Origin of the sequence: Blautia faecicola, assembly GCF_004123145.1 — a bacterium.
Lineage (GTDB): Bacteria > Bacillota > Clostridia > Lachnospirales > Lachnospiraceae > Oliverpabstia > Oliverpabstia faecicola.
On sequence record NZ_SDKC01000001.1, the window covers coordinates 238,072 to 257,467 of the forward strand.

Genomic DNA, 19,396 nt, shown 5'->3' on the forward strand with positions numbered 1-19,396 from the left:
TGCATTTAAATAAACCTGTATTATTCACGAAAAAAAGCTGTGGATAATACAGGTTTATCATTATAAATTTGTAATAACGGCCTGTTTTACATCAGGAAATTTTACTGATTCGCACGAATTACCCTACAGGGATTACCTGCTGCGATCACATTGTCGGGAATATCTTTAGTTACAATACTGCCGGCTCCGATTACAACATTATCTCCGATCGTAACGCCCGGTAAAATAATAGCACCGCCACCAATCCATGCATTGTTCCCAATGATAACCGGTGCTGTTTGCGTTTTGCAAAATTCGAATGAGCCATCTTCTTTTGGCTCACCAAAACGAGTTATTGCATCAGTCGATTGCTGTCAGATTGTGGATCCATTTGTAGCTTTTGAAGCGCAGGAATATAGGCAGACATTTAAAGATCTGATCGGATTGCACAGCGATCACCACAAGTTCTACTGGCAGCTTCCAGTAGAATGCAGCCAGGAAGGACAATGGCATTACAATGCACCAGACGGAGATCAGGTTCAGATACATCGAAAATTTGGTATCTCCGCCACCTTGGATGATGCCAACTCCGACCGGCATCTGATAAGACATTCCAACCATGATCACACTCATAATAATCATGAAGTGGTCTGCATACAAAGTGGCCTGAGGGGTCAATCGGTACATGGATAACAGTGGACTTCGGAGTAAGAATAATACAGTTCCAAGTAAGAGTCCGATAGCCAGATAGAGTACGGAAAGGGTACGTCCGTTGCAGCGTACTTTTTCTTCGTCATTGCTTCCGATATCTTTTCCGATCACGACAGCAGAAGCACCGGATATCGCAATGACGATTACCTTCAGATACTGAAAAAAGGTGCTTGATACGGAATTGGCTGCAATCGCATCCGCAGAAAGATGCCCCAATATCGCTGTCTGCATAGGAAGGGAAACTGCCCACAACAAACCGGAAGTCAGGATGGGAATACACACTTTAAAAAAGGTTTTCCAGACAGTACCACTGCCTTTTCCGAGAATACCATCCCGGAATTTTTCATCAAACAATTTGACTTTTGTGTCTTTTTTCCATACATAGAAAAGAACGATTCCAAGTTCCAGTATGCGTGCTGCGAAAGTTCCGATGGCGGCACCTCGGATTCCCATTTCCGGTGCGCCGAATCTTCCGAAAATCAGGATATAATTGATTCCGCCGTTTACCAACAGGGATATGACGGATATAAGGAATGCGATTTTCACGGTCTCCACGCTGCGGAGCATGGCCAGTAAAAGGTTGCTGATCATAAAAAATAAAAATGTCCATTGTATGATATGAAGGTAAACAGTACCTTCTCTTATGATATCCGGTGAAGTCGTAAAAAGACCAATCAGTGTATTCGGAATACGAATACATAAAGCGATAATTCCGGCGGCAATTGCCAGGCTGAATAACAGTGCGGCTTTTGTCACCTTTCGGATCGGTTTGGTCTGGTGGCTTCCCCAGTATTGGGAGCTGATTGCAATTAATGCATTGCCGATCGCCAGTGCAATCTGATTTACGATAAAATAAATCTGGTTTACCGTCGCAGCGCCGGAAAGTGCATTCTGGCTATAACTTCCCAGCATGATATTGTCCAGCATATTCACGCTGTAGGCCACCAGGTTTTGCAGCGCGATTACTGTCATTAATTTGAAAAAAGAACGATAAAAAGAAGGATCTTTTGTAAAAAATGTTTTTTTCATGTCGTCGGTTCATCTGTAAACTGTAAAAGTATAGAACAGTTACACTCCTTTGATTGGTTAAAACGTCGTTAATATACTTATTATGTGATGTAAGTGTCAAAATTCACTTTTGCCACCCATATCATTATATAAAGTCAATAGAGGATTCGTCAATCAGCAGATTTTGCAAATGAGTTCAAAAAAGAGCTGAAAAGGTCAGATGACCTCTTCAGCTCTTTTTAATGCAGCGGATATATTTGACTGGAAGTTTTCTTTTCCGACAAGTTCCACAAAACCGGCTTTTTCCATAACGTGCATGGGCTGTTCATTGACGTGGGAGAATACAAGTGTAATTCCTTTACTCTCGCAGGTTTTTACCAGGTTCTGAAGTGCATTCATGGCGGTGCTGTCAAGTGCAGGGACGCCTCTCATACGAAGAACCAGACATCTGGTAAAGTCTTTGACAACGATATGTTCAATAGCATCGGCGGCACCAAAGAACAGTGGTCCGGTGATCTCGTAAACACGGATCTGCAGCGGTAATTTCTGCAGATGTTCATCGATATCCGGAGTGTCATCGTCTGTGTACACCCAGCTGTCTGCATGGGTTTCTTCGCTCATACGTTTGATGAAAAGCAGACAGGCAAGCACCATACCGATCTCGATAGCAACGACCAGATCAAAGACAACTGTCAGTACGAATGTTACTATCAGTACAAGAATATCACTCTTAGGAGCTGTCCTGACCAGGTCGCGGAAGGTTCGCCACTGACACATATTATAGGCAACGATAAAAAGAATCGCAGCAATGGTCGGCATAGGGATCATTCCGGCGTAAGGCATCAGAACGACCAGCACGATGATGAGTGTGACGGAGTGTACCATTCCGGCGATGGGAGTCCGTCCGCCATTTTTGATATTGGCAGCCGTTCTGGCGATGGCACCTGTTGCGGGGATACCTCCAAAGAGTGCGGAAGCGATATTTCCTGCGCCCTGGGCAACCAGTTCCATATCTGAACGGTGTTTGCTGTTGATCATTCCATCAGCAACTACACATGATAGCAGAGACTCGATTGCGGCAAGCACTGCAATCGTAAATGCATTTGAGACGGAAGCACTGATGGTGCTGAATCTGATCGCCGGCATATGAAAACTTGGAAGAGAGTTGCTGATCGTATACAGATTTCCGATCGTGGATACCTTCAGCGGAAGAAACTGAACCATCAGGATTCCGACGATGACTGCAATCAGAGAACCGGGAACTTTCTTAAAAATATAAGGAGCAAGGATCAAAATCGCAAGACTTACAATGCCAACGATCAGGGCATCGGTATTTACGGAAGAAATATTCTGGACAAAGGCTTTCATTTTCTCCGTTGTCTCGATTGGTTTTACACCATCCGGATAAGTAACTCCGAAAAAATCTTTCAACTGGCCGATCACGATGGTCACAGCGATTCCGGAAGTAAAACCGGTCGTAATGGTATATGGAATAAATTTAATCAGACTGCCGAAGTGGAACAGTCCCATCAGAATAAGAAATATACCCGCCATTATAGTGGCGATGATAAGTCCATCCATTCCGTCACGTGCTACGATACCGGCTACGATGGTTGCAAATGCAGCAGTCGGTCCGGCAATCTGTACGCAGCTTCCGCCAAGAGCTGAGATTACAAAACCGGCTACAATGGCAGTAAAGATACCGGCTTCAGGACCAACTCCGGAAGCGAGCGCAAGTGCAATAGATAAGGGGAGTGCGATGATCGCGACGATGATACCTGCAGTCACATCTTTGATAAACTGTGACTTGTCATAGGACTTCAGACAGGTTAACAGCATTGGTTTTAGAGAATTCATAGAATTATAAGACCTTTCATATTAATTTTGCTGCTTTAGTATAGCATAGAAAAAAGGGAAAAATAACATAAAACGGTTATGTTTGCATTTATATACAAAATTGGCAGTTGCTCAGCCTCCGCCCGGTGGTTGCTGAATAGTTGCCATCATGCTACAAAAAAGTTGGTTAAATATTGTGATTTTTGTATATTCATTTGCTATAGAATGGTATTATAAAAAGAGAATAATAGAAGATAACTAACTAAATTGAATGGATAATGAAAAAGAATCGGGAGGTTGGAGTATGTATAAATTGGATGATCTGTTTGATTTTGACGGAGATGGAGAACTGGATTCTGTAGAACGGATGGAAATGTATCAGTTCATGGATAATACGGCGAACAGAGACAGGAACCGCTTCTTTGAAGATGATGACGAAGATGACGATGAAGACGATGAAGATGATGTAGATCTGTTCGGAGAAGATGAAGTGAGGGCTGAATTTGAGGATGCAGGACTGGATTATGATGAACTGGAATACATGGATCCGGATGAAAGAAGAGAGATGATTGAGGAAGCAGGGCTGGATCCGGATGATTATGATTTCTGATCCGGGCTATTATAAGGAGTGATTGTAATTATTCAGCAGTCATTGTCCCGCAAGGCATTGGGGTTCGTAACTGTGAAGGTACTGAACAGTTACATAAATTGTCATAATCTTAATTGAAAATATCCGTGGAGATGTTTTTTGGAATTACATATAATTGTTCAATTCTAAAAGAAAATTATCTCCACGGATTTTTTTCTGTTCTTTGATGTTATTGTTTACTGGTAATATCCCGCGAGGTGTTTTTTGTGAGCGAAGGTCACAGAAAACCCGAGACATATCGCGCGAATTTATGCGATCAGCATAAATTCTGTGCATCGCGCAGCGTGTTGCTGGGCACGGAGTGAACAGTAACTCTTTGATTTTTCGATGAGAATGATAGTTTGCAAACAGTTGACTTTCGGAAAAAAGTTCTATATTCTTTAAATAGGATAAAAAGGTTAACTGTTCAGCAGCCTTACGGCGATATGGAAGGTGATGGAACAGGAGTGGGAGAATCTGATATGAAAAGAAGAAAACGGGGGAAACAGACACTGAAAAGAAAGATGCTAAGCATTCTTCTGCTCTGTGCAATGTCATGTATTCTTGCGGTAGTGATCGTGTCGTATATGACGATCCGAATGATCCAGAATGACAGTATCCAGGAGAGTATGCAGATATATCTGGAGCAGATCACGCGGGAGATGGACAGTGATTACTATGACATGATCGGTATTGTCAATCAGATGAGTCCCAACGGGCTTATCGGAAGTGTGACAGAAAGGTATCTGAGTGCGGAAGATAACTATGATCGATATTTTGAGCAGAAATCTCTCAGAGAAGAACTGATAAAACTTGGATATATGAACACAAAGCTCCTTGGCATTGCATATTACGATCCGAAAGAGCAAAAAGAACTGATTGGGAATTTTAACGTCAGGGTGCTGGATCCGTCATATCAGACAATCTCTAAAGTGGTAGTAGGTGCCGAGAATATCATGCAGGCTATGCATGCATCCTATCTGGGGATCAGGGAGACGCCGGTACTATCCGTGATGCGGAGAGTTTCCTTTGGAAACAAACGGGTACTGGATATTTATGCAGAAATCGAGCCGGATATGAGTGTTTCCGATCGGTTAAATAAAGAAAAATGGCCATATACCTATATGGAGATGGATGAAAATGGCATTGTACAGTACAGCAATAATCCGGTGATTGTTCGGGGACAGAAGCTTTTGTCGGAATTACCGGAAAAAGAAGGATATGCTGTGATAAATCAGGAAGGATACAAAATCATGGCGTATCGCAGTTCCATCGGATATGTCAATGCCATTGCACTGCCGGAGAATACCTATCAGAAAGAAATGAATATGTGGAGACTGAAGTTAGTGGTTATCATCCTGGCAGCTTTTGGTATTTTTTCCAGTTCGGTTTTTTACCTTTACCGGTTGATATGCAAACCCCTCAATCAGTTTCAAAAACAGATGATTCAGGTGGGAAATGGATCTTTACAAGAGGCGGAACAGGAGTATGAGATCAAGGAATTCGATGACCTGATGCACGAAGTGGAACAGATGAAGGAACAGATCAGGAACCTGATAGATGATGTTGTGGAGAAAGAAAAAAATATTCAGCGGACGGAATATGAGAAGCTCCTGTACCAGATCAATCCACATTTTCTGCTCAATACGTTAAATTCCGTCCAGTGGATGGCAAGAATGAGCAAACAGGATAATATTACGGAATTTGTACAGCGCTTAAAAAGACTGCTGTCGTATAATCTTGGAAAAGAAGGAATGCAGACAACACTTCGGACAGAAATCGATATTGTGAAAGATTATATTGCACTGGAACAGATGCGATATGATTTTGTAATAGAAATGAATGTGGAAGAGGGGCGTTATCTGGAACAGCCGACGGTACGGATGCTGTTGCAGCCACTGGTGGAAAATGCGATACGGTATGGACTTGGAGACGATGAAAAGATTACAATACAGGTCTTTGAGGATAATATCAGGGGACTGGCGATCATTACCATATTGGACAGTGGTAATGGCCTGACCCAGGAGGAGATCAATCAGATCAATGAACCATTTGATTATGATGTGAAAAAAATGCAGCATGGGAACAGAGGAATCGGTCTGCGATATGTAAAAGCAATGCTGGAATCTTTTTATGAAGGAGAGACGAACCTGTTTGTTAATTGCAAAAAAGGCTATGGAACCAAAATTACAATTTTGATTCCGATACAGGAAGAACTTCGGAATAAAATCAAAATCACAGGATCTGGGACGGAAAAAGAGGGTATGGAGAAATGAAGGTATTGGTTGTAGATGATGATAAACTGGCAAGAAAAGGTTTGATTTCTATAATGGATTGGGGCAAATATGGATTTGAAGTTGTGGGGGATGTCCAGAATGGCCGTAAAGCACTGGAATTTCTGAAGGATAATGAAGTGGATATTGTATTCACGGATATAGACATGCCGGAGATCGATGGAATTGAACTGATGAAAATGTGTAAAAAGGAATATCCGGAGGTGAAATTCGTAGTCTTTTCTATGTATGAAGATTTCCGTTATGCACAGAGTGCCCTGAGACTGGGAGCCCTGGATTACATATCCAAAATAAGCTTTGATGGGGATGAGTGTGACCAGATTCTGGAACTTGTAGAAAGAAAGTATAAGGAAAATCAGTCGAAAAAAGAACCGCGGAAGGAGGATTCCGGGCTCCAGAAAAGGCTGGAAAAAGAGTGGACGAATACCAGATGGATCTTTAATGACTGTGAGTTCAACAGACTGTGCGAGATAACCCGGGGCGTGGAGCTGCGGACTGCTGAAAGGGCTTTTATAAAAAGTTTCCACAGCTTCCAGAAACTCACAGGAGAAGAACTTGAATTTCCATCCTTATCTTCTGTGGATGAGATGCTGGAATGGGTAAAAAACTGGAAGGAGAATCTGTATCAGACGTGTCTGCAGACTGATAAAACAAAGGATATTTATATGTTTGCAAGAGTGATCCTGTATACAGACGAGCATATAGAAGAAAATCTGAAGTCAGAAGAGGTAGCAACACAGATTGGAATGAGCAGAAGTTATTTCAGCACGAGATTTAAGGAGATAACAGGTGATACCTTTCATAACTATGTGATCAGCAGAAAAATGCATGCAGCTGCCCGGAAGATGGCAAAAGGAACAGAAAACATCACCCAGATCGCATCGGATCTGGGATATGACAATTTTTATTATTTCACAAAGGTATTTTCAAAGGAATACGGATGTACGCCAACAGAATATGCAGGAAGATTAAAAAAATGTTCGATTTGATTCGGACATTTTTTTTGAATTAAAAAAAAGACTGTGGAATCTGAAACAATATCGTCTAGTGAAAAATATGATTACAGGATAAACTATCCATAAAGGAAGGGAGGTTTACTCATGTACATCAAAAGATTTGTGAAACACTATTACATTATGCTGATCCCTGCATTACTGTGGCTGTTCTTTTTCAGCATTGTTCCAATGTTCGGAATTGTTATGGCTTTTCAGGATTACAATCCGGGACAGGGCATTCTCCATTCAAAATTTGTTGGCCTGGCTAATTTTGAGTATATGTTTCAGATGAGTGACATTACGCAGGTTTTACGTAACACAGTTGTCATTGCCGTTGGCAAGATTATCGGAAATATTATTATCCCGCTGGTCTTTGCTTTGCTGTTAAATGAACTGGCAGTGAAAAAAATGAAACGTCCGATCCAGACAATCGTATATTTACCGTATTTTCTGTCATGGGTTATTCTCGCGAAGATCGTGCTGAATATTTTCGGGTATACAGGACCGGTGAATCAGATCATAGGATTGTTCGGAGGCGATGCGGTCAACTTCTTTGGCGAAGCAAAGCTTTTCCAGCCTCTGGTAATCGGTACGGATATCTGGAAAGGATTCGGCTATAACACAGTCGTTTATCTTGCGGCGATCCTGGGCGTGGACGGATCATTGTACGAAGCTGCGGCAGTAGACGGCTGCGGACGATTCAAAAGAATCTGGCATGTAACTTTACCGGGTATCAAAACAACAGTAGCACTTCTGGCTATCCTGTCTCTTGGAAATATCCTGAATGCGGGATTCGACCAGATTTATAACCTGTATAACCCGTTGGTTTACTCAACAGGAGATATCATTGACACATGGGTATACAGAGCCGGTCTGCAAAATCTCCAGTATTCACTGGCAACAGCTGTTGGATTGTTCAAATCTGTGATCAGTCTTGTGCTAATTACGGTTGGTTACTGGCTGGCAGATAAATTTACCGGTTATAAACTGTTTTAGGAGGTTGTAACTATGATTGAGAATAAAAGTCTCGGATCAAAGATTTTTGATATTTTAAATGTAGTGCTTCTCATTGCAGTTACTTTGATCTGTATTGTACCTGTATGGTACGTTCTCTGTGTATCCCTGAGCAGCAGAGAAGCAGTCAATGCGGGACAGGTTGCTCTCTGGCCGGTTGGCTTCAACTTGCTCTCCTATAAGAAGATCATGGGAGAGACCGCATTCTTCGGTTCCTTTCTGGTATCTATTAAAAGGGTTTTACTGGGAACAGGAATCAGTATGGTATGTATCCTTATGGCGGCATTTCCGTTATCCAGAACGAAAAAACAGTTCCCGAAGAGAGATATCTTTATGTGGATCTTCGTATTCTGCATGTTATTCAACGGAGGTACGGTTCCGTGGTATATCACCATGAAAAATTATAATCTGATGGATAACATTTTTGGACTGGTATTGGGAACGGGACTTCAGGTCTTCAATGTAATCCTTGCAGTAAACTTTTTCAAAAATCTTCCAACAGAACTGGAAGAAGCATGTTTTGTCGATGGCGGCGGACCCTGGAGAAACCTGATATCTATCTATGTACCGCTGGCAAAGCCTATGGTTGCAACAGTTGCGCTGTTCACCATGGTTATGTACTGGAATGAATTCTTCCAGGGAATGGTTTTAAGTACAAGACAGACCAGTTACCCACTGCAGACCTACATCCAGCAGATGGTAGTAACCCTGGATTATTCCACGATGAACGTGGATCAGATCGCGCAGGCAATGAAATTAAATAACCTTTCATTGGATTCTGCAAAAATATTTATAGCTATGATACCAGTACTGATCGTTTACCCGTTCCTGCAAAGATATTTTGTAGAGGGTATTACACTGGGATCAGTAAAAGGATAAAAGGAGGAAAAAGAATGAAAAAGAAACAGTTGATCGCATTTGCCAGCGCAATGGCATTAGCCGTTACCTCACTGGCAGGATGCGGAAAATCAGAAGAGAGCACACAGAAAGAGGCAGTAAGTGAGGCAGAAGGAACAGCAAAAGAAGATCTGCCGCTGTCCAAATACCCGGAAACCGTAACGGTTCATCTTGGTGGTTCTCTGAACCCGAATGCCAAGCTTCCGGATGGAATGACTTATGACGATAATCCATACATAGATTTTCTGAAAGAAGATCTTAATATCGAGGTTGTATATGACTGGGTTGCATCATCCACAGACTTTGAAGAAAAAATGAATCTGTGTATCGGAAGTAATACCGTTCCGGAGCTGATGAACGTAAATGCAACACAGTACAGAGCGCTTCTGAAATACGATATGATCCAGCCGCTGGATAAGTATTTTGATGATTATGCTTCAGATGCACTGAAAAGTTATGTGAAATCCGGCGGTGAAGAACTGCAGAAATGTATCACCAATGAAGATGGAGAACTGATGGCGATTCCGGCTCCGGCCATAACAGCAGGTGGAATCAACGAGATGTGGATCCGTCAGGACTGGCTGGACAAACTTGGACTGGAGGCTCCGAGAACATGGGATGAGCTGGTAAAGGTTGCAGAAGCGTTTGTTACTCAGGATCCGGATGGAAACGGAGAGGATGATACGATTGGTATTCTCGGACCAAGCAATTCCGATCATATGAATGCGATCGGAGGAAATCAGTATGGTCTGGATCCGCTGTTCAGCAGTTTTCAGTCTTATCCGCAGTACTGGCTGCAGGGTGAGGACGGAACTGTAGAGTATGGTTCTATCCAGCCGGAAACCAGAGATGCACTGGAAAAAATCTCAGAACTGTATACAAATAAACTGATCGACCCGGAAATGCTTGTAAGAAGTGACAGTAAAGAACCTCTTCTGGCTGGCAAGGTTGGAATCTTCTTTGGACCATGGTGGTCTGGTTACACAGTGGCAGATGCTACACTGGCAGGTCGGCAGACTGGCAGGCATACTTTACACCATTGTCTGAGGATGGAAACTATTACACTCATATGGCAGAGCCTACAACACAATATGTAGTAGCAAGCAAAGCATGCAAGAATCCGGAAGCTGCATTTAAGATTGTCAATTACCTGATCAAAAATGAGCAGAAATGGGTAGACGAAGGTGTTTCTACCACAGAGATGGGTACTGCGGACTTCTATCCTCTGTACAACACCTATGACAATGCAGATGAAATTGAAGTGTCTTATGATGTTCTGACCAAATATCTTGCCGGAGAAATCACCATGGATGATGTTGACTTCTCAACACACAAACTGTTAAAGAGTGATATGGAAGCAGTTACAAAACTGAAAAAAGAGCCTTACGATGACTTCAGCCTGGATAAATGGAATCTGGACAGTGACATTGCCAAAAATAACCTTCCGAGACTTGTGGCCATCCTGGTTGGAGATGCTCCTTCTGTAAATGAGAAATATGTACCTGTTTACAATGCATATAACGGTCAGACAGAAACCATGGAAACAAAATGGGCCAATCTGAAGAAAATGGAAGAAGAAACATTCTCAAAAATCGTTATGGGAAAAGCAGATATCAGCGAATTCGATACTTTTGTTGAGAACTGGAAGAGTCAGGGCGGTGACCAGATTCTTAAAGAAATCAACGAAGAATTAAGTAAGTAAAAGCGATAGCGGCTGATGGTGTTCATCAGCCGCTGTTTTTACGATGGAGGTTCCAAATGAGGGAAAACAAAGTAGTTTATGGACTGATCGGATATGGCGGAATGGGCAGATGGCATACGGAGATCCTTTCCAATGTTCCGGAAGCTGTAATCGGTGGCATCTATGACATCAAGGAAGAAAAGAGAGAAGAAGCGAAGGAGAAGGGCTTTTTTGTATATGAAACAGAAGAAGCCATGCTGGCAGATCCGGATATCGATGTGGTTCTGATCGCTACTCCGAATGACTGCCACAAACCTATCGCCATTCGTGCCATGCATGCAGGGAAGAATGTAATATCGGAAAAACCGGTGACATTATCTTCCACAGATCTGCTGGAGATGGAAAATGCAGCCAAAGAGACAGGAAAATTACTTACTGTACACCAGAACAGACGGTGGGATGATGATTTCCTGATCATTAAAAAGCTGGTAGAGGAGCAGAAACTGGGCCATGTCTTCCGGATCGAGAGCCGTGTTCATGGTTCAAGAGGTATTCCGGGTGACTGGAGAAAAGAAAAGGTCCATGGGGGCGGAATGGTTCTGGACTGGGGCGTACATCTGCTGGACCAGATCTTATATATGTACGGCGACAGAAAGATCGAGACCGTATACGCCTCACTTACCAATGTCACCAACCAGGAAGTGGACGATGGCTTCACTGCTATCCTGACATTTGAAGGTGGAACGGAAGTCCTGGTGGAAGTCGGCACCAACAATTATATTTCCCTGCCGAGATGGTATGTACTGGGAGAAGACGGTACCGCAGTGATCCGGGACTGGCAGTTAAACGGTGAGATCATCCGTAAGACCGGTAGGACGGAAGAGACGGTAGTACCGGTTAAGACAGCAGCCGGTCTGACAAAGACCATGGCACCGAGACGGGAAGATACCATTGTGAAAGAAGACTTACCAAAAGTATCCGGAGATATTGCAGACTTCCACAGAAATGTAGTTGCAGTGATCCGGGACGGAGCAGAGCCTGAGATCAAACTGTTCCAGGTGATGCGCGTGATGAAACTGATGGAAGCGATCTTCCGGTCAGCGGAGACAAACCAGGTGATCGAATTTCAGGACCAGGTGTAACAGTTCAGTACCTTCACAGTTACGGGCAAAAATGCATTTCAAATCACCTTCGGTAATGGCATTTTTGTTTGTGTGTCTTTGGATTTTGGCATATTCATGCCAAAACACCTCGAGGGATAATGTCTACTGAATAGTTACCATAAGAATATAGTTGTACATGTTCTACGAGAGTGCATGTAACAGAACAGGAGGAAAAAAGTATGAAACAGATTAAAATCGGAACCTGCGTTCCGGGACCCGTGGCAGAAGAATGGTTGAAAGGATTTGTGGGAAAAGGCTTTGAAACATTTTCCCTTAATTTCCATATGTCACTGGAAGGAACAGATCTTGACAAACTGGCACTGAACACAGAAAAGATCCTTGCCGGTACAGATTCCAAGATCACTACCGTTGGATATTACTGTAACCCGATCCAGTACGCAGAGCACAGAAAGACCCTGGAAAAGGTGATCTGCACGGCTGAAAAATTCGGAGCTACCCACGTAAGCACCTTTGCGGGAGCATGGGAAGGAAAACCGGTAGAATCCGCATACGAAGAGTTCGGAAAGGTGTTCCGTGAACTGGCAGACCTTGCAGAAGAGAAAGGTGTGAAACTGGGCATTGAAAACTGCCTGATGGATGGAACCTGGGAACATGCTACCTGCAACATCGGTTTCAACCCGAAAGCCTGGGAAGTGATGTTTGAGGAAGTAAAGAATGACAACTTCGGTCTGGAATGGGAGCCGACCCACCAGATGGTACAGCTGATCGACCCTGTGACAGAGCTGAGAAAATGGTGCAAAAAGATCGTCCATGTACATGGAAAAGATGCGACCATCGACTGGGATGCAGTAAGACACGGCGGTATCTCCGGAGCAGTTCCGTTCGTATGGCACCGTATGCCTGGATTTGGTGACACAAACTGGAGAGATATCATTTCTATCCTGAGAAGCAACGGATATGAGGACGATATCTGTATCGAGGGATATCATGATCCGGTATACCGGGGAGAACTGGAGATGACCGGACAGCTCCACGCACTGAACTATCTGAAATGGTGCAGAGGCGGAGAGTTCACACCAACTCCATGGGAGAAATAATACAGATATCAAAGAGACAGAAAGAAACAGGAGGGCATTCCTATGAAACTTGGGTTTGTTACAGCAATCCTTGACAGCTGGAACTATGAAGAGATGATGGATTTTGCGTCTGAGCAGGGATTTGAGTGTGTGGAAGTGGCATGCTGGCCACAGGAAAAAGCAGAAAGAAGATATGCCGGTGTAAGCCATATCGATGCGGAACGGGTCAACCAGGATGATGCATATGCAGAGCATATCGTGGAATATGCAAAAAAATCAGGAGTGGAGATCTCGTCACTGGCCTATTATCCAAACGTGATGGCGGCAGATAAAGAGAAAAGCGCAGCCGCTGTGGAACACCTGAAACAGGTGATCCTTGCAAGTAAGAAATTAGGTGTGGGCATGGTCACCACATTTATCGGAAGGGACCAGACCAAAAATGTACAGGAAAACCTGGAACTGGTAAAAGAGATCTGGCCGCCGATCATAAAACTGGCTGAGGAATGTGACGTGAAGATCGCCATCGAAAACTGCCCGATGCTTTTCGGCGAGGACCAGTGGCCGGGAGGACAGAACCTGATGACAACACCGCCGATCTGGAGAGAAGTATTCCGGATCCTGGACAGCGACCATCTGGGTATCAACTACGATCCATCCCATTTTATCTGGCAGATGATCGATTATATCCGCCCGCTTTATGAGTTCAAAGATAAAATCTTCCATGTCCACTATAAGGATATCAAGATCTACAAAGACAAGCTGGAATCCTGCGGTATCATGGCATATCCGCTGGAATACATGTCACCGAAGCTCCCGGGACTCGGAGATGTAGACTGGGGAAAATATGTATCAGCACTTACGGATATCGGATATGACGGATATACGTGTATCGAGGTCGAGGACAAGGCCTTTGAAGATTCCAAGGAAAAGGTTGAGAATTCTTTGATCCTCAGCAAGAGATATCTGGAACAGTTCGTGATTTGATCGAATAAACTGCGAAGCAGTTATCCGGTTATAAGCAGGCAGCAAAGCGGATTGTGAATATCCGCTTGACTACAGTATGTAACTGTTCCGTACCTATAAAGTTATAAAATACCTTGCGGGACAGAAGATACGGAACAGTTACTACGGAATAAAAAGGAGATAATACCATGAGAAAATTAAAAGCAGGAATCGTAGGATGCGGAGGAATCGCCAACGGAAAACACCTTCCGGCTATGAAGAAAAGTGGTCTCTATGAGATCGTAGCTTTCTGTGACATCATCAGAGAGCGTGCAGAGAAAGCAAAAAAAGAATATGGCACAGAAGATGCAAAAGTATTTGAAGACTATCAGGAGCTTATCAAAGAGGACCTGGATGTTGTATATGTAACCACACCGAACCGCTCCCATGCAGAGATCTCTATCGCAGCCATGGAAGCAGGAAAAGATGTTATGTGTGAGAAACCGATGGCAAAGAATTATGCAGAAGCACAGAAGATGGTGGAGACTTCAGAGAAAACAGGCAGAATCCTGAACATCGGATACCAGAACCGTTACCGTCCAGATTCCCTGTATCTGAAAGAAATGTGCAAGGCTGACGAACTGGGAGAGATCTACTTTGCAAAAGCCCATGCACTCAGAAGAAGAGCAGTTCCTACCTGGGGTGTATTCTTAAATGAAGAAGAACAGGGCGGCGGTCCGCTGATCGATATCGGAACCCATGCACTGGATCTGACCTTATGGATGATGGACAACTATGAAGTAGAATCTGTAACAGGACAGACCTTCCACAAACTGGCTGACCAGACCAATCAGGGAAATGCCTTTGGAGACTGGGATCCGAAGGAATTCTGTGTAGAAGATTCCGCTTTCGGATTCATCCGTATGAAAAACGGTGCAGTGATTGAGCTGGAAGCAGCCTGGGCACTGAACACACTGGAAGTTGATGAGGCCAAGACAAGTCTGTGCGGAACAAAAGCCGGAGCAGATATGAAAGACGGCCTGCGGATCAACTACATCCACCACAATAAACAGGTAGTAGAGAAACCGGCATTATCCGGTGAAGGAGTAGCATTCTTCTCAGGAGAAGAAAAACCGGCAGGGGATTATGAACAGGAACTGTTCTACCACATCGTTGCTGACGGAGCTGAACAGGTAGTAAAACCTGCACAGGCTGCAGTTGTCACCCGTGTACTGGAAGCAATCTATGAGTCAGCAAAGAGCGGTAAGACAATTTATTTTGATTAAAAAGTAATCTGACCGTGCAGGTCTAAAAGCCTTAGAGCGTGCCTGAAAAATCATTTCCGCAATCTGCAAGCCCCACTTTGCGGTATATTTTACCCTCATTCGGTTGCCGTAGCCCGCTACGCCGCCCTCATTCGGATAAAATCTCCCACAAACTGAGACTCGCAGCTCACGAAAAGCCTTTTTCAGACACGCTCTAGCGTAGACTGCTACGTCTACATTTTGGACCTGCGCACTCGAATCCGTATCCTGCGTGAATAATACAGTTATTTACGAAACACTGTAGTGGAAAGAAATAAAAAAAGATGGTAACTGTTCAGTACCTTTACAGTTACAACAGATTAAACATAAGGAGTAATCATGGAAATACATAAATTGCAGCAATTGCTGTCAGAAATGTCTTTGCAGGAAAAAATAGGACAGATGGTACAGCTTACCGGTGTATATTTTGACAAAGAGGCAGTGCTTACCGGAGTTGTCGGCGAACAATTACCGCCGGAATGGGTCATTCAGTATGCAGGCTCCGTGCTGGGAGTGATCGGTAAAGAAAAAATATGTGATATTCAGAGCAAATATATGAAACAGCATCCCCATCATATCCCTCTACTCTTTATGGCAGATGTGATCCATGGATGCCGGACGATTTTCCCGATTCCACTGGGGCAGGCATGTTCCTTTCATCCGGAACTGGTGTCAGAGGCAGCATCGATAGCTGCCTCTGAGGCATCTTCCGAAGGACTTAAGGCAACCTTTTCTCCGATGATCGATGTTTCAAGGGATCCCCGGTGGGGCAGGATGCTGGAGTCTTTTGGTGAAGACCCATATGTGAACGGAGTCATGGGAGAAGCCATGGTAGATGGCTATCAGCAGAAAAGCGATGAAGGAATCGCAGCATGTCTGAAACATTTTGCAGGTTACGGAGCAGTGAATGCAGGCCGGGAATATAACGATGTTGAAATATCCCAACGGACATTCCTGGAACAGTATGTAAAACCTTTCCGCATGGCGTTGAAGGCAAAACCAGCTATGGTTATGACCGCTTTTAATGCCATAGACCGAAAACCGATCAGTGGGAATAAGGAACTTCTCAGAGAACTTCTGCGGGATAAAGAAGGATTTGATGGTACAGTGATCTCAGATTGGGGTTCCATCGGACAGCTGGAAGAACAGGGTGTGGCAGCCGATATGGATGAAGCGGCGGTTCAGGCTATAGAAGCCGGAGTGGATATAGATATGATGAGTCCTGCTTATATGTTCCGACTGGAAGAACTGGTGAAGAACGGACAGATTCCGGAATCCTTTATCGACGAAAGCGCATTCCGGGTTCTGATGATGAAAAATCAGCTGGGACTTTTTGAAAATCCCTTTGCAGGTCTTGGAAAGAGCGGAAAACTGACCCTGTATAACCGGACAAAAGCATATCAGATGGCCAGCGAAAGCTGCGTCCTTTTGAAAAATGAAAAAATACTGCCCTTGTCTCAGAAACAGAAAGTCATCTGGGCAGGACCTTATGTGACATCCAAGGAATTCCTGAGCCGCTGGGCAATCTTTGGTGAGCATGAACCTGTTGAAACGATCGAAGCTATTCTTCAAGATAAGAAGATGAATGCGGAATGTATTCCGGGCTGTAGAATGCTTTCTGAGGAAGAATGCAAGATCTGGCAGGTGGAACAGGATGATTCGGATGAAGAAATGGATGAGCAGTGGCTGGAAACGATAACCCGGGAAGATACCGTTGTATGTGTACTTGGGGAACATGAATCTCAGTCCGGAGAGGCTGCCAGCAGAGCGTTTCTGACTTTACCGGAAGAGCAGCAGATGCTTTTTGAAAAAATAGCAAAACGCACGGATAATATCGTGACAGTGGTCATCTCAGGAAGACCGTTGGATCTGCGGAGAATCTCAGAAAAGTCCAAGGCCGTTATTATGGCATGGAGACCGGGAACCATGGGAGCGGAAGCGATCACAGATCTTGTGTATGGTATAATCAACCCTTCGGGAAAACTGGCCGTAAGTATTCCCTGGTGTGTGGGACAGGTGCCGATAAGTTACTGGGATATAAAAACCGGTCATGTGCTTACTGCGGATAACCTGGAGAACCGTTTCACCAGCAGATATATGGATATCCCCAATACACCATTATATCCATTTGGTTTTGGATTATCCTATACAGAGTTTGATATTTCGGATGTTGAAGTTCGGATGGGACAGGACAAAAGAGTTCATGTGCATTGCAATGTAAGTAACACAGGTAATGTTGCGGGGGCAGAGGTCGTTCAGTGCTACTACGAAACATTGCATGCATCTGTGGTTCGTCCGAAGAAAGAACTTGTCCGTTTCCAGAAAGTCTTTCTGGATCCGGGAGAAAAGAAGAATGTGGATTTCTATATTGACCCGAAAGAGTTTTCTTATTATGATAAAAATATGAAAATCGTCAGCTGCGGAATGAAGCTTCGAATCAGTGTAGGAAACAGCAGCGACCATGAATGGGGAAGCAGTGAGATAGATATTTAAGTATAAGGAGAAGGAAGAGACCGATGAAAGACTTTGAAAAGGATTTGATTTATTATCCCAATCCGGATCCCATTGAGGAACCGAGATTTACCCTGAATTCTGTAGACGAACTGGAAAAATCAGAAAAATACAGTGTGATCTGCAACGGAACAGAACGTGTGGTATACCATACAGATTCATTCGATTATGTGGTAGTAGTAGACAATGAGGCATATGATCTGGAAATTTCCATCCATACACCGTTTAAAGAACTGGCCATCCGGCCCACCAGTTTCGGAATAGAACCTTCCGTAAAAGGAGAGACCGTTCATATTCATCTGGATGAACCGAGAAAATTCACAGTAGAGACAGATGGTGGTCTTCATGACGCCCTGTTTGTATTCTGTTCTCGCAGAATCGAAAAACCGGAAAATACCACTATTTGTTTTGAAAAAGGTAAGGCATACAATGTAGGAGTTCTTACCCTGAAATCAAATGATACGGTCTATATCGAGGAAGGTGCTGTTGTTTCCGGATGTATCTATGCAGAACATAGTGAAAATATTTCCATCGTGGGAAACGGAATTGTCAACGGAGCCTGCTGGCATCTGCCGGATAGCAATGCACATCGTTTCTTTATTTATATCAAATGGTGTAAGAATGTTCTATTAAAAGGATTTACTGCAGTAGACGGACCATCCTGGCATGTGGTTCCGGCAGCCTGTGATCATGTTGTCATTGATGATATGAATATCATGTCAAGAATCGTAACAGGAGACGGAATTGATATCACCAGCAGCCAGGATGTGGAGGTGAAAAACTGCTTTGTCCGTTCCACAGATGACAGTATCTGCATCAAATCCCAGGGGCTGTTTAAGGATCCTTCAACAGTAAGGGATGTGACAAAAGTGCGCGTTCACAATAACGTAATCTGGAATGCAGAACCTGGTAATGCCATAGAGCTTGGTTATGCTCTCCAGAGTGAGATTCATGATCTGGTATTCGAAGACTGTGATATCATCCACTGCCAGTACGAAGGAAATATGGGTGGTGCCGCACTTTCTATCCACCAGGCAGATGGAGGTCACGTTCATGATATCCACTATAAAAATATCAGAGTAGAACAGGCGGAACAGAAACTGTTTGATATCAAGGTTCTGCTTTGCAGATATACAGAGCAGATGGAAAAAGGAGAGATCCATGATATCTATTTTGACAACATTCAGGTATTAAACGGAGATATCCCTGTTTCCACGATCCGTGGATTCCAGACACCGACAGAAGAAGTGCGTGTCCATGATATTCACTTTGATAACATTACCTTTATGGGAGAAAAGTGTGAAACCTGGCAGGATATGCGGCTTGTCACAGAGCTGGCAAACGATATCTACGTCAATGGCGTCAGAACATGCAAACAGATGAAATTCTAGAGGTG

General features: G+C 43.7%; 15 protein-coding genes and 3 pseudogenes. 14 read left to right on the forward strand and 4 right to left on the reverse strand.

Features of this window, described 5'->3' with window-relative positions:
• Positions 1–101: 101 nt before the first annotated feature.
• The 3 genes and pseudogenes from ETP43_RS00905 to ETP43_RS00915 all read right to left on the reverse strand — a co-directional run.
• Positions 102–344, reverse strand: a pseudogene (locus tag ETP43_RS00905) (DapH/DapD/GlmU-related protein); the annotation flags it as partial.
• Positions 340–1,719 carry an MATE family efflux transporter gene (locus ETP43_RS00910; protein WP_129256805.1) on the reverse strand — a complete coding sequence of 460 codons (1,380 nt, stop codon included), beginning with the start codon at positions 1,717–1,719 and terminating at the stop codon, positions 340–342. The gene ETP43_RS00910 and the pseudogene ETP43_RS00905, both read right to left, overlap by 5 nt.
• A 195-nt stretch (positions 1,720–1,914) precedes the next feature.
• Positions 1,915–3,555 (reverse strand): SulP family inorganic anion transporter, encoded by a 1,641-nt coding sequence (locus tag ETP43_RS00915; protein ID WP_129256806.1) that lies wholly within the window; start codon positions 3,553–3,555, stop codon positions 1,915–1,917.
• 283 nt (positions 3,556–3,838) lie between these two features.
• On the opposite strand from ETP43_RS00915, the gene ETP43_RS16980 reads away from it, so the two are divergent.
• From ETP43_RS16980 to ETP43_RS18160, 12 genes and pseudogenes are all read left to right on the forward strand, one after another.
• Positions 3,839–4,144 carry a hypothetical protein gene (locus tag ETP43_RS16980; RefSeq protein WP_164979549.1) on the forward strand — a complete coding sequence of 102 codons (306 nt, stop codon included), beginning with the start codon at positions 3,839–3,841 and terminating at the stop codon, positions 4,142–4,144.
• A 500-nt stretch (positions 4,145–4,644) separates the two neighbouring features.
• Entirely contained in the window at positions 4,645–6,438 is a 1,794-nt protein-coding gene (locus ETP43_RS00920; protein ID WP_164979550.1) for a sensor histidine kinase, read from the forward strand.
• Positions 6,435–7,445, forward strand: a complete 1,011-nt coding sequence (locus ETP43_RS00925) for a response regulator transcription factor (RefSeq protein ID WP_129256808.1) — start codon at positions 6,435–6,437, stop codon at positions 7,443–7,445. Before ETP43_RS00920 ends, ETP43_RS00925 begins: the two co-directional genes overlap by 4 nt.
• Positions 7,446–7,556: 111 nt before the next feature.
• Positions 7,557–8,447 (forward strand): ABC transporter permease, encoded by an 891-nt coding sequence (locus ETP43_RS00930; protein WP_117522993.1) that lies wholly within the window; start codon positions 7,557–7,559, stop codon positions 8,445–8,447.
• 12 nt (positions 8,448–8,459) lie between these two features.
• Positions 8,460–9,344 (forward strand): carbohydrate ABC transporter permease, encoded by an 885-nt coding sequence (locus ETP43_RS00935; RefSeq protein WP_129256809.1) that lies wholly within the window; start codon positions 8,460–8,462, stop codon positions 9,342–9,344.
• Positions 9,345–9,358: 14 nt separating this feature from the next.
• Positions 9,359–10,459 (forward strand): extracellular solute-binding protein, encoded by a 1,101-nt coding sequence (locus ETP43_RS00940; protein WP_129256810.1) that lies wholly within the window; start codon positions 9,359–9,361, stop codon positions 10,457–10,459.
• On the forward strand, positions 10,432–11,064 hold the full coding sequence (locus tag ETP43_RS00945; RefSeq protein WP_129256811.1) for a type 2 periplasmic-binding domain-containing protein: 633 nt from the start codon (positions 10,432–10,434) through the stop codon (positions 11,062–11,064). The genes ETP43_RS00940 and ETP43_RS00945 overlap by 28 nt, the downstream gene beginning before the upstream one ends.
• 56 nt (positions 11,065–11,120) lie before the next feature.
• Positions 11,121–12,185 (forward strand): Gfo/Idh/MocA family protein, encoded by a 1,065-nt coding sequence (locus ETP43_RS00950; RefSeq protein ID WP_129256812.1) that lies wholly within the window; start codon positions 11,121–11,123, stop codon positions 12,183–12,185.
• A gap of 200 nt (positions 12,186–12,385) precedes the next feature.
• Positions 12,386–13,264 (forward strand): sugar phosphate isomerase/epimerase family protein, encoded by an 879-nt coding sequence (locus tag ETP43_RS00955; protein WP_129256813.1) that lies wholly within the window; start codon positions 12,386–12,388, stop codon positions 13,262–13,264.
• A 42-nt stretch (positions 13,265–13,306) separates the two neighbouring features.
• On the forward strand, positions 13,307–14,227 hold the full coding sequence (locus tag ETP43_RS00960; RefSeq protein WP_129256814.1) for a sugar phosphate isomerase/epimerase family protein: 921 nt from the start codon (positions 13,307–13,309) through the stop codon (positions 14,225–14,227).
• Positions 14,228–14,394: 167 nt separating this feature from the next.
• A complete protein-coding gene (locus ETP43_RS00965) occupies positions 14,395–15,471 on the forward strand; it encodes a Gfo/Idh/MocA family protein (protein ID WP_106493485.1) in 1,077 nt (358 codons plus the stop codon).
• Between the two features lie 42 nt (positions 15,472–15,513).
• Positions 15,514–15,573: pseudogene (locus ETP43_RS18160) on the forward strand (DUF6783 domain-containing protein); the annotation flags it as partial.
• On the opposite strand, the pseudogene ETP43_RS18165 reads toward ETP43_RS18160, so the two are convergent.
• A pseudogene (locus ETP43_RS18165) lies at positions 15,550–15,738 on the reverse strand (DUF6783 domain-containing protein); the annotation flags it as partial. The pseudogenes ETP43_RS18160 and ETP43_RS18165 sit on opposite strands and share 24 nt — an antisense overlap.
• Before the next feature lie 90 nt (positions 15,739–15,828).
• On the opposite strand from ETP43_RS18165, the gene ETP43_RS00970 reads away from it, so the two are divergent.
• Both ETP43_RS00970 and ETP43_RS00975 read left to right on the forward strand, forming a co-directional pair.
• Entirely contained in the window at positions 15,829–17,982 is a 2,154-nt protein-coding gene (locus ETP43_RS00970; RefSeq protein ID WP_129256815.1) for a glycoside hydrolase family 3 N-terminal domain-containing protein, read from the forward strand.
• A 23-nt stretch (positions 17,983–18,005) separates the two neighbouring features.
• The gene (locus tag ETP43_RS00975) at positions 18,006–19,391 is read left to right on the forward strand and encodes a glycosyl hydrolase family 28 protein (protein ID WP_129256816.1); all 1,386 of its coding nucleotides are present in this window, start codon (positions 18,006–18,008) and stop codon (positions 19,389–19,391) included.
• Positions 19,392–19,396 lie beyond the last annotated feature (5 nt).

Bases quoted from the DNA above. Each gene is read 5' to 3' on its own strand.
- ETP43_RS00975 (WP_129256816.1), top strand. From the start codon at position 18,006: ATGAAAGACTTTGAAAAGGATTTGATTTATTATCCCAATCCGGATCCC.
- ETP43_RS00965 (WP_106493485.1), top strand. From the start codon at position 14,395: ATGAGAAAATTAAAAGCAGGAATCGTAGGATGCGGAGGAATCGCCAAC.
- ETP43_RS00940 (WP_129256810.1), top strand. From the start codon at position 9,359: ATGAAAAAGAAACAGTTGATCGCATTTGCCAGCGCAATGGCATTAGCC.
- ETP43_RS16980 (WP_164979549.1), top strand. From the start codon at position 3,839: ATGTATAAATTGGATGATCTGTTTGATTTTGACGGAGATGGAGAACTG.
- ETP43_RS00920 (WP_164979550.1), top strand. From the start codon at position 4,645: ATGAAAAGAAGAAAACGGGGGAAACAGACACTGAAAAGAAAGATGCTA.
- ETP43_RS00925 (WP_129256808.1), top strand. From the start codon at position 6,435: ATGAAGGTATTGGTTGTAGATGATGATAAACTGGCAAGAAAAGGTTTG.
- ETP43_RS00945 (WP_129256811.1), top strand. From the start codon at position 10,432: ATGGCAGAGCCTACAACACAATATGTAGTAGCAAGCAAAGCATGCAAG.
- ETP43_RS00950 (WP_129256812.1), top strand. From the start codon at position 11,121: ATGAGGGAAAACAAAGTAGTTTATGGACTGATCGGATATGGCGGAATG.
- ETP43_RS00960 (WP_129256814.1), top strand. From the start codon at position 13,307: ATGAAACTTGGGTTTGTTACAGCAATCCTTGACAGCTGGAACTATGAA.
- ETP43_RS00910 (WP_129256805.1), bottom strand. From the start codon at position 1,719: ATGAAAAAAACATTTTTTACAAAAGATCCTTCTTTTTATCGTTCTTTT.
- ETP43_RS00970 (WP_129256815.1), top strand. From the start codon at position 15,829: ATGGAAATACATAAATTGCAGCAATTGCTGTCAGAAATGTCTTTGCAG.
- ETP43_RS00935 (WP_129256809.1), top strand. From the start codon at position 8,460: ATGATTGAGAATAAAAGTCTCGGATCAAAGATTTTTGATATTTTAAAT.
- ETP43_RS00955 (WP_129256813.1), top strand. From the start codon at position 12,386: ATGAAACAGATTAAAATCGGAACCTGCGTTCCGGGACCCGTGGCAGAA.
- ETP43_RS00930 (WP_117522993.1), top strand. From the start codon at position 7,557: ATGTACATCAAAAGATTTGTGAAACACTATTACATTATGCTGATCCCT.
- ETP43_RS00915 (WP_129256806.1), bottom strand. From the start codon at position 3,555: ATGAATTCTCTAAAACCAATGCTGTTAACCTGTCTGAAGTCCTATGAC.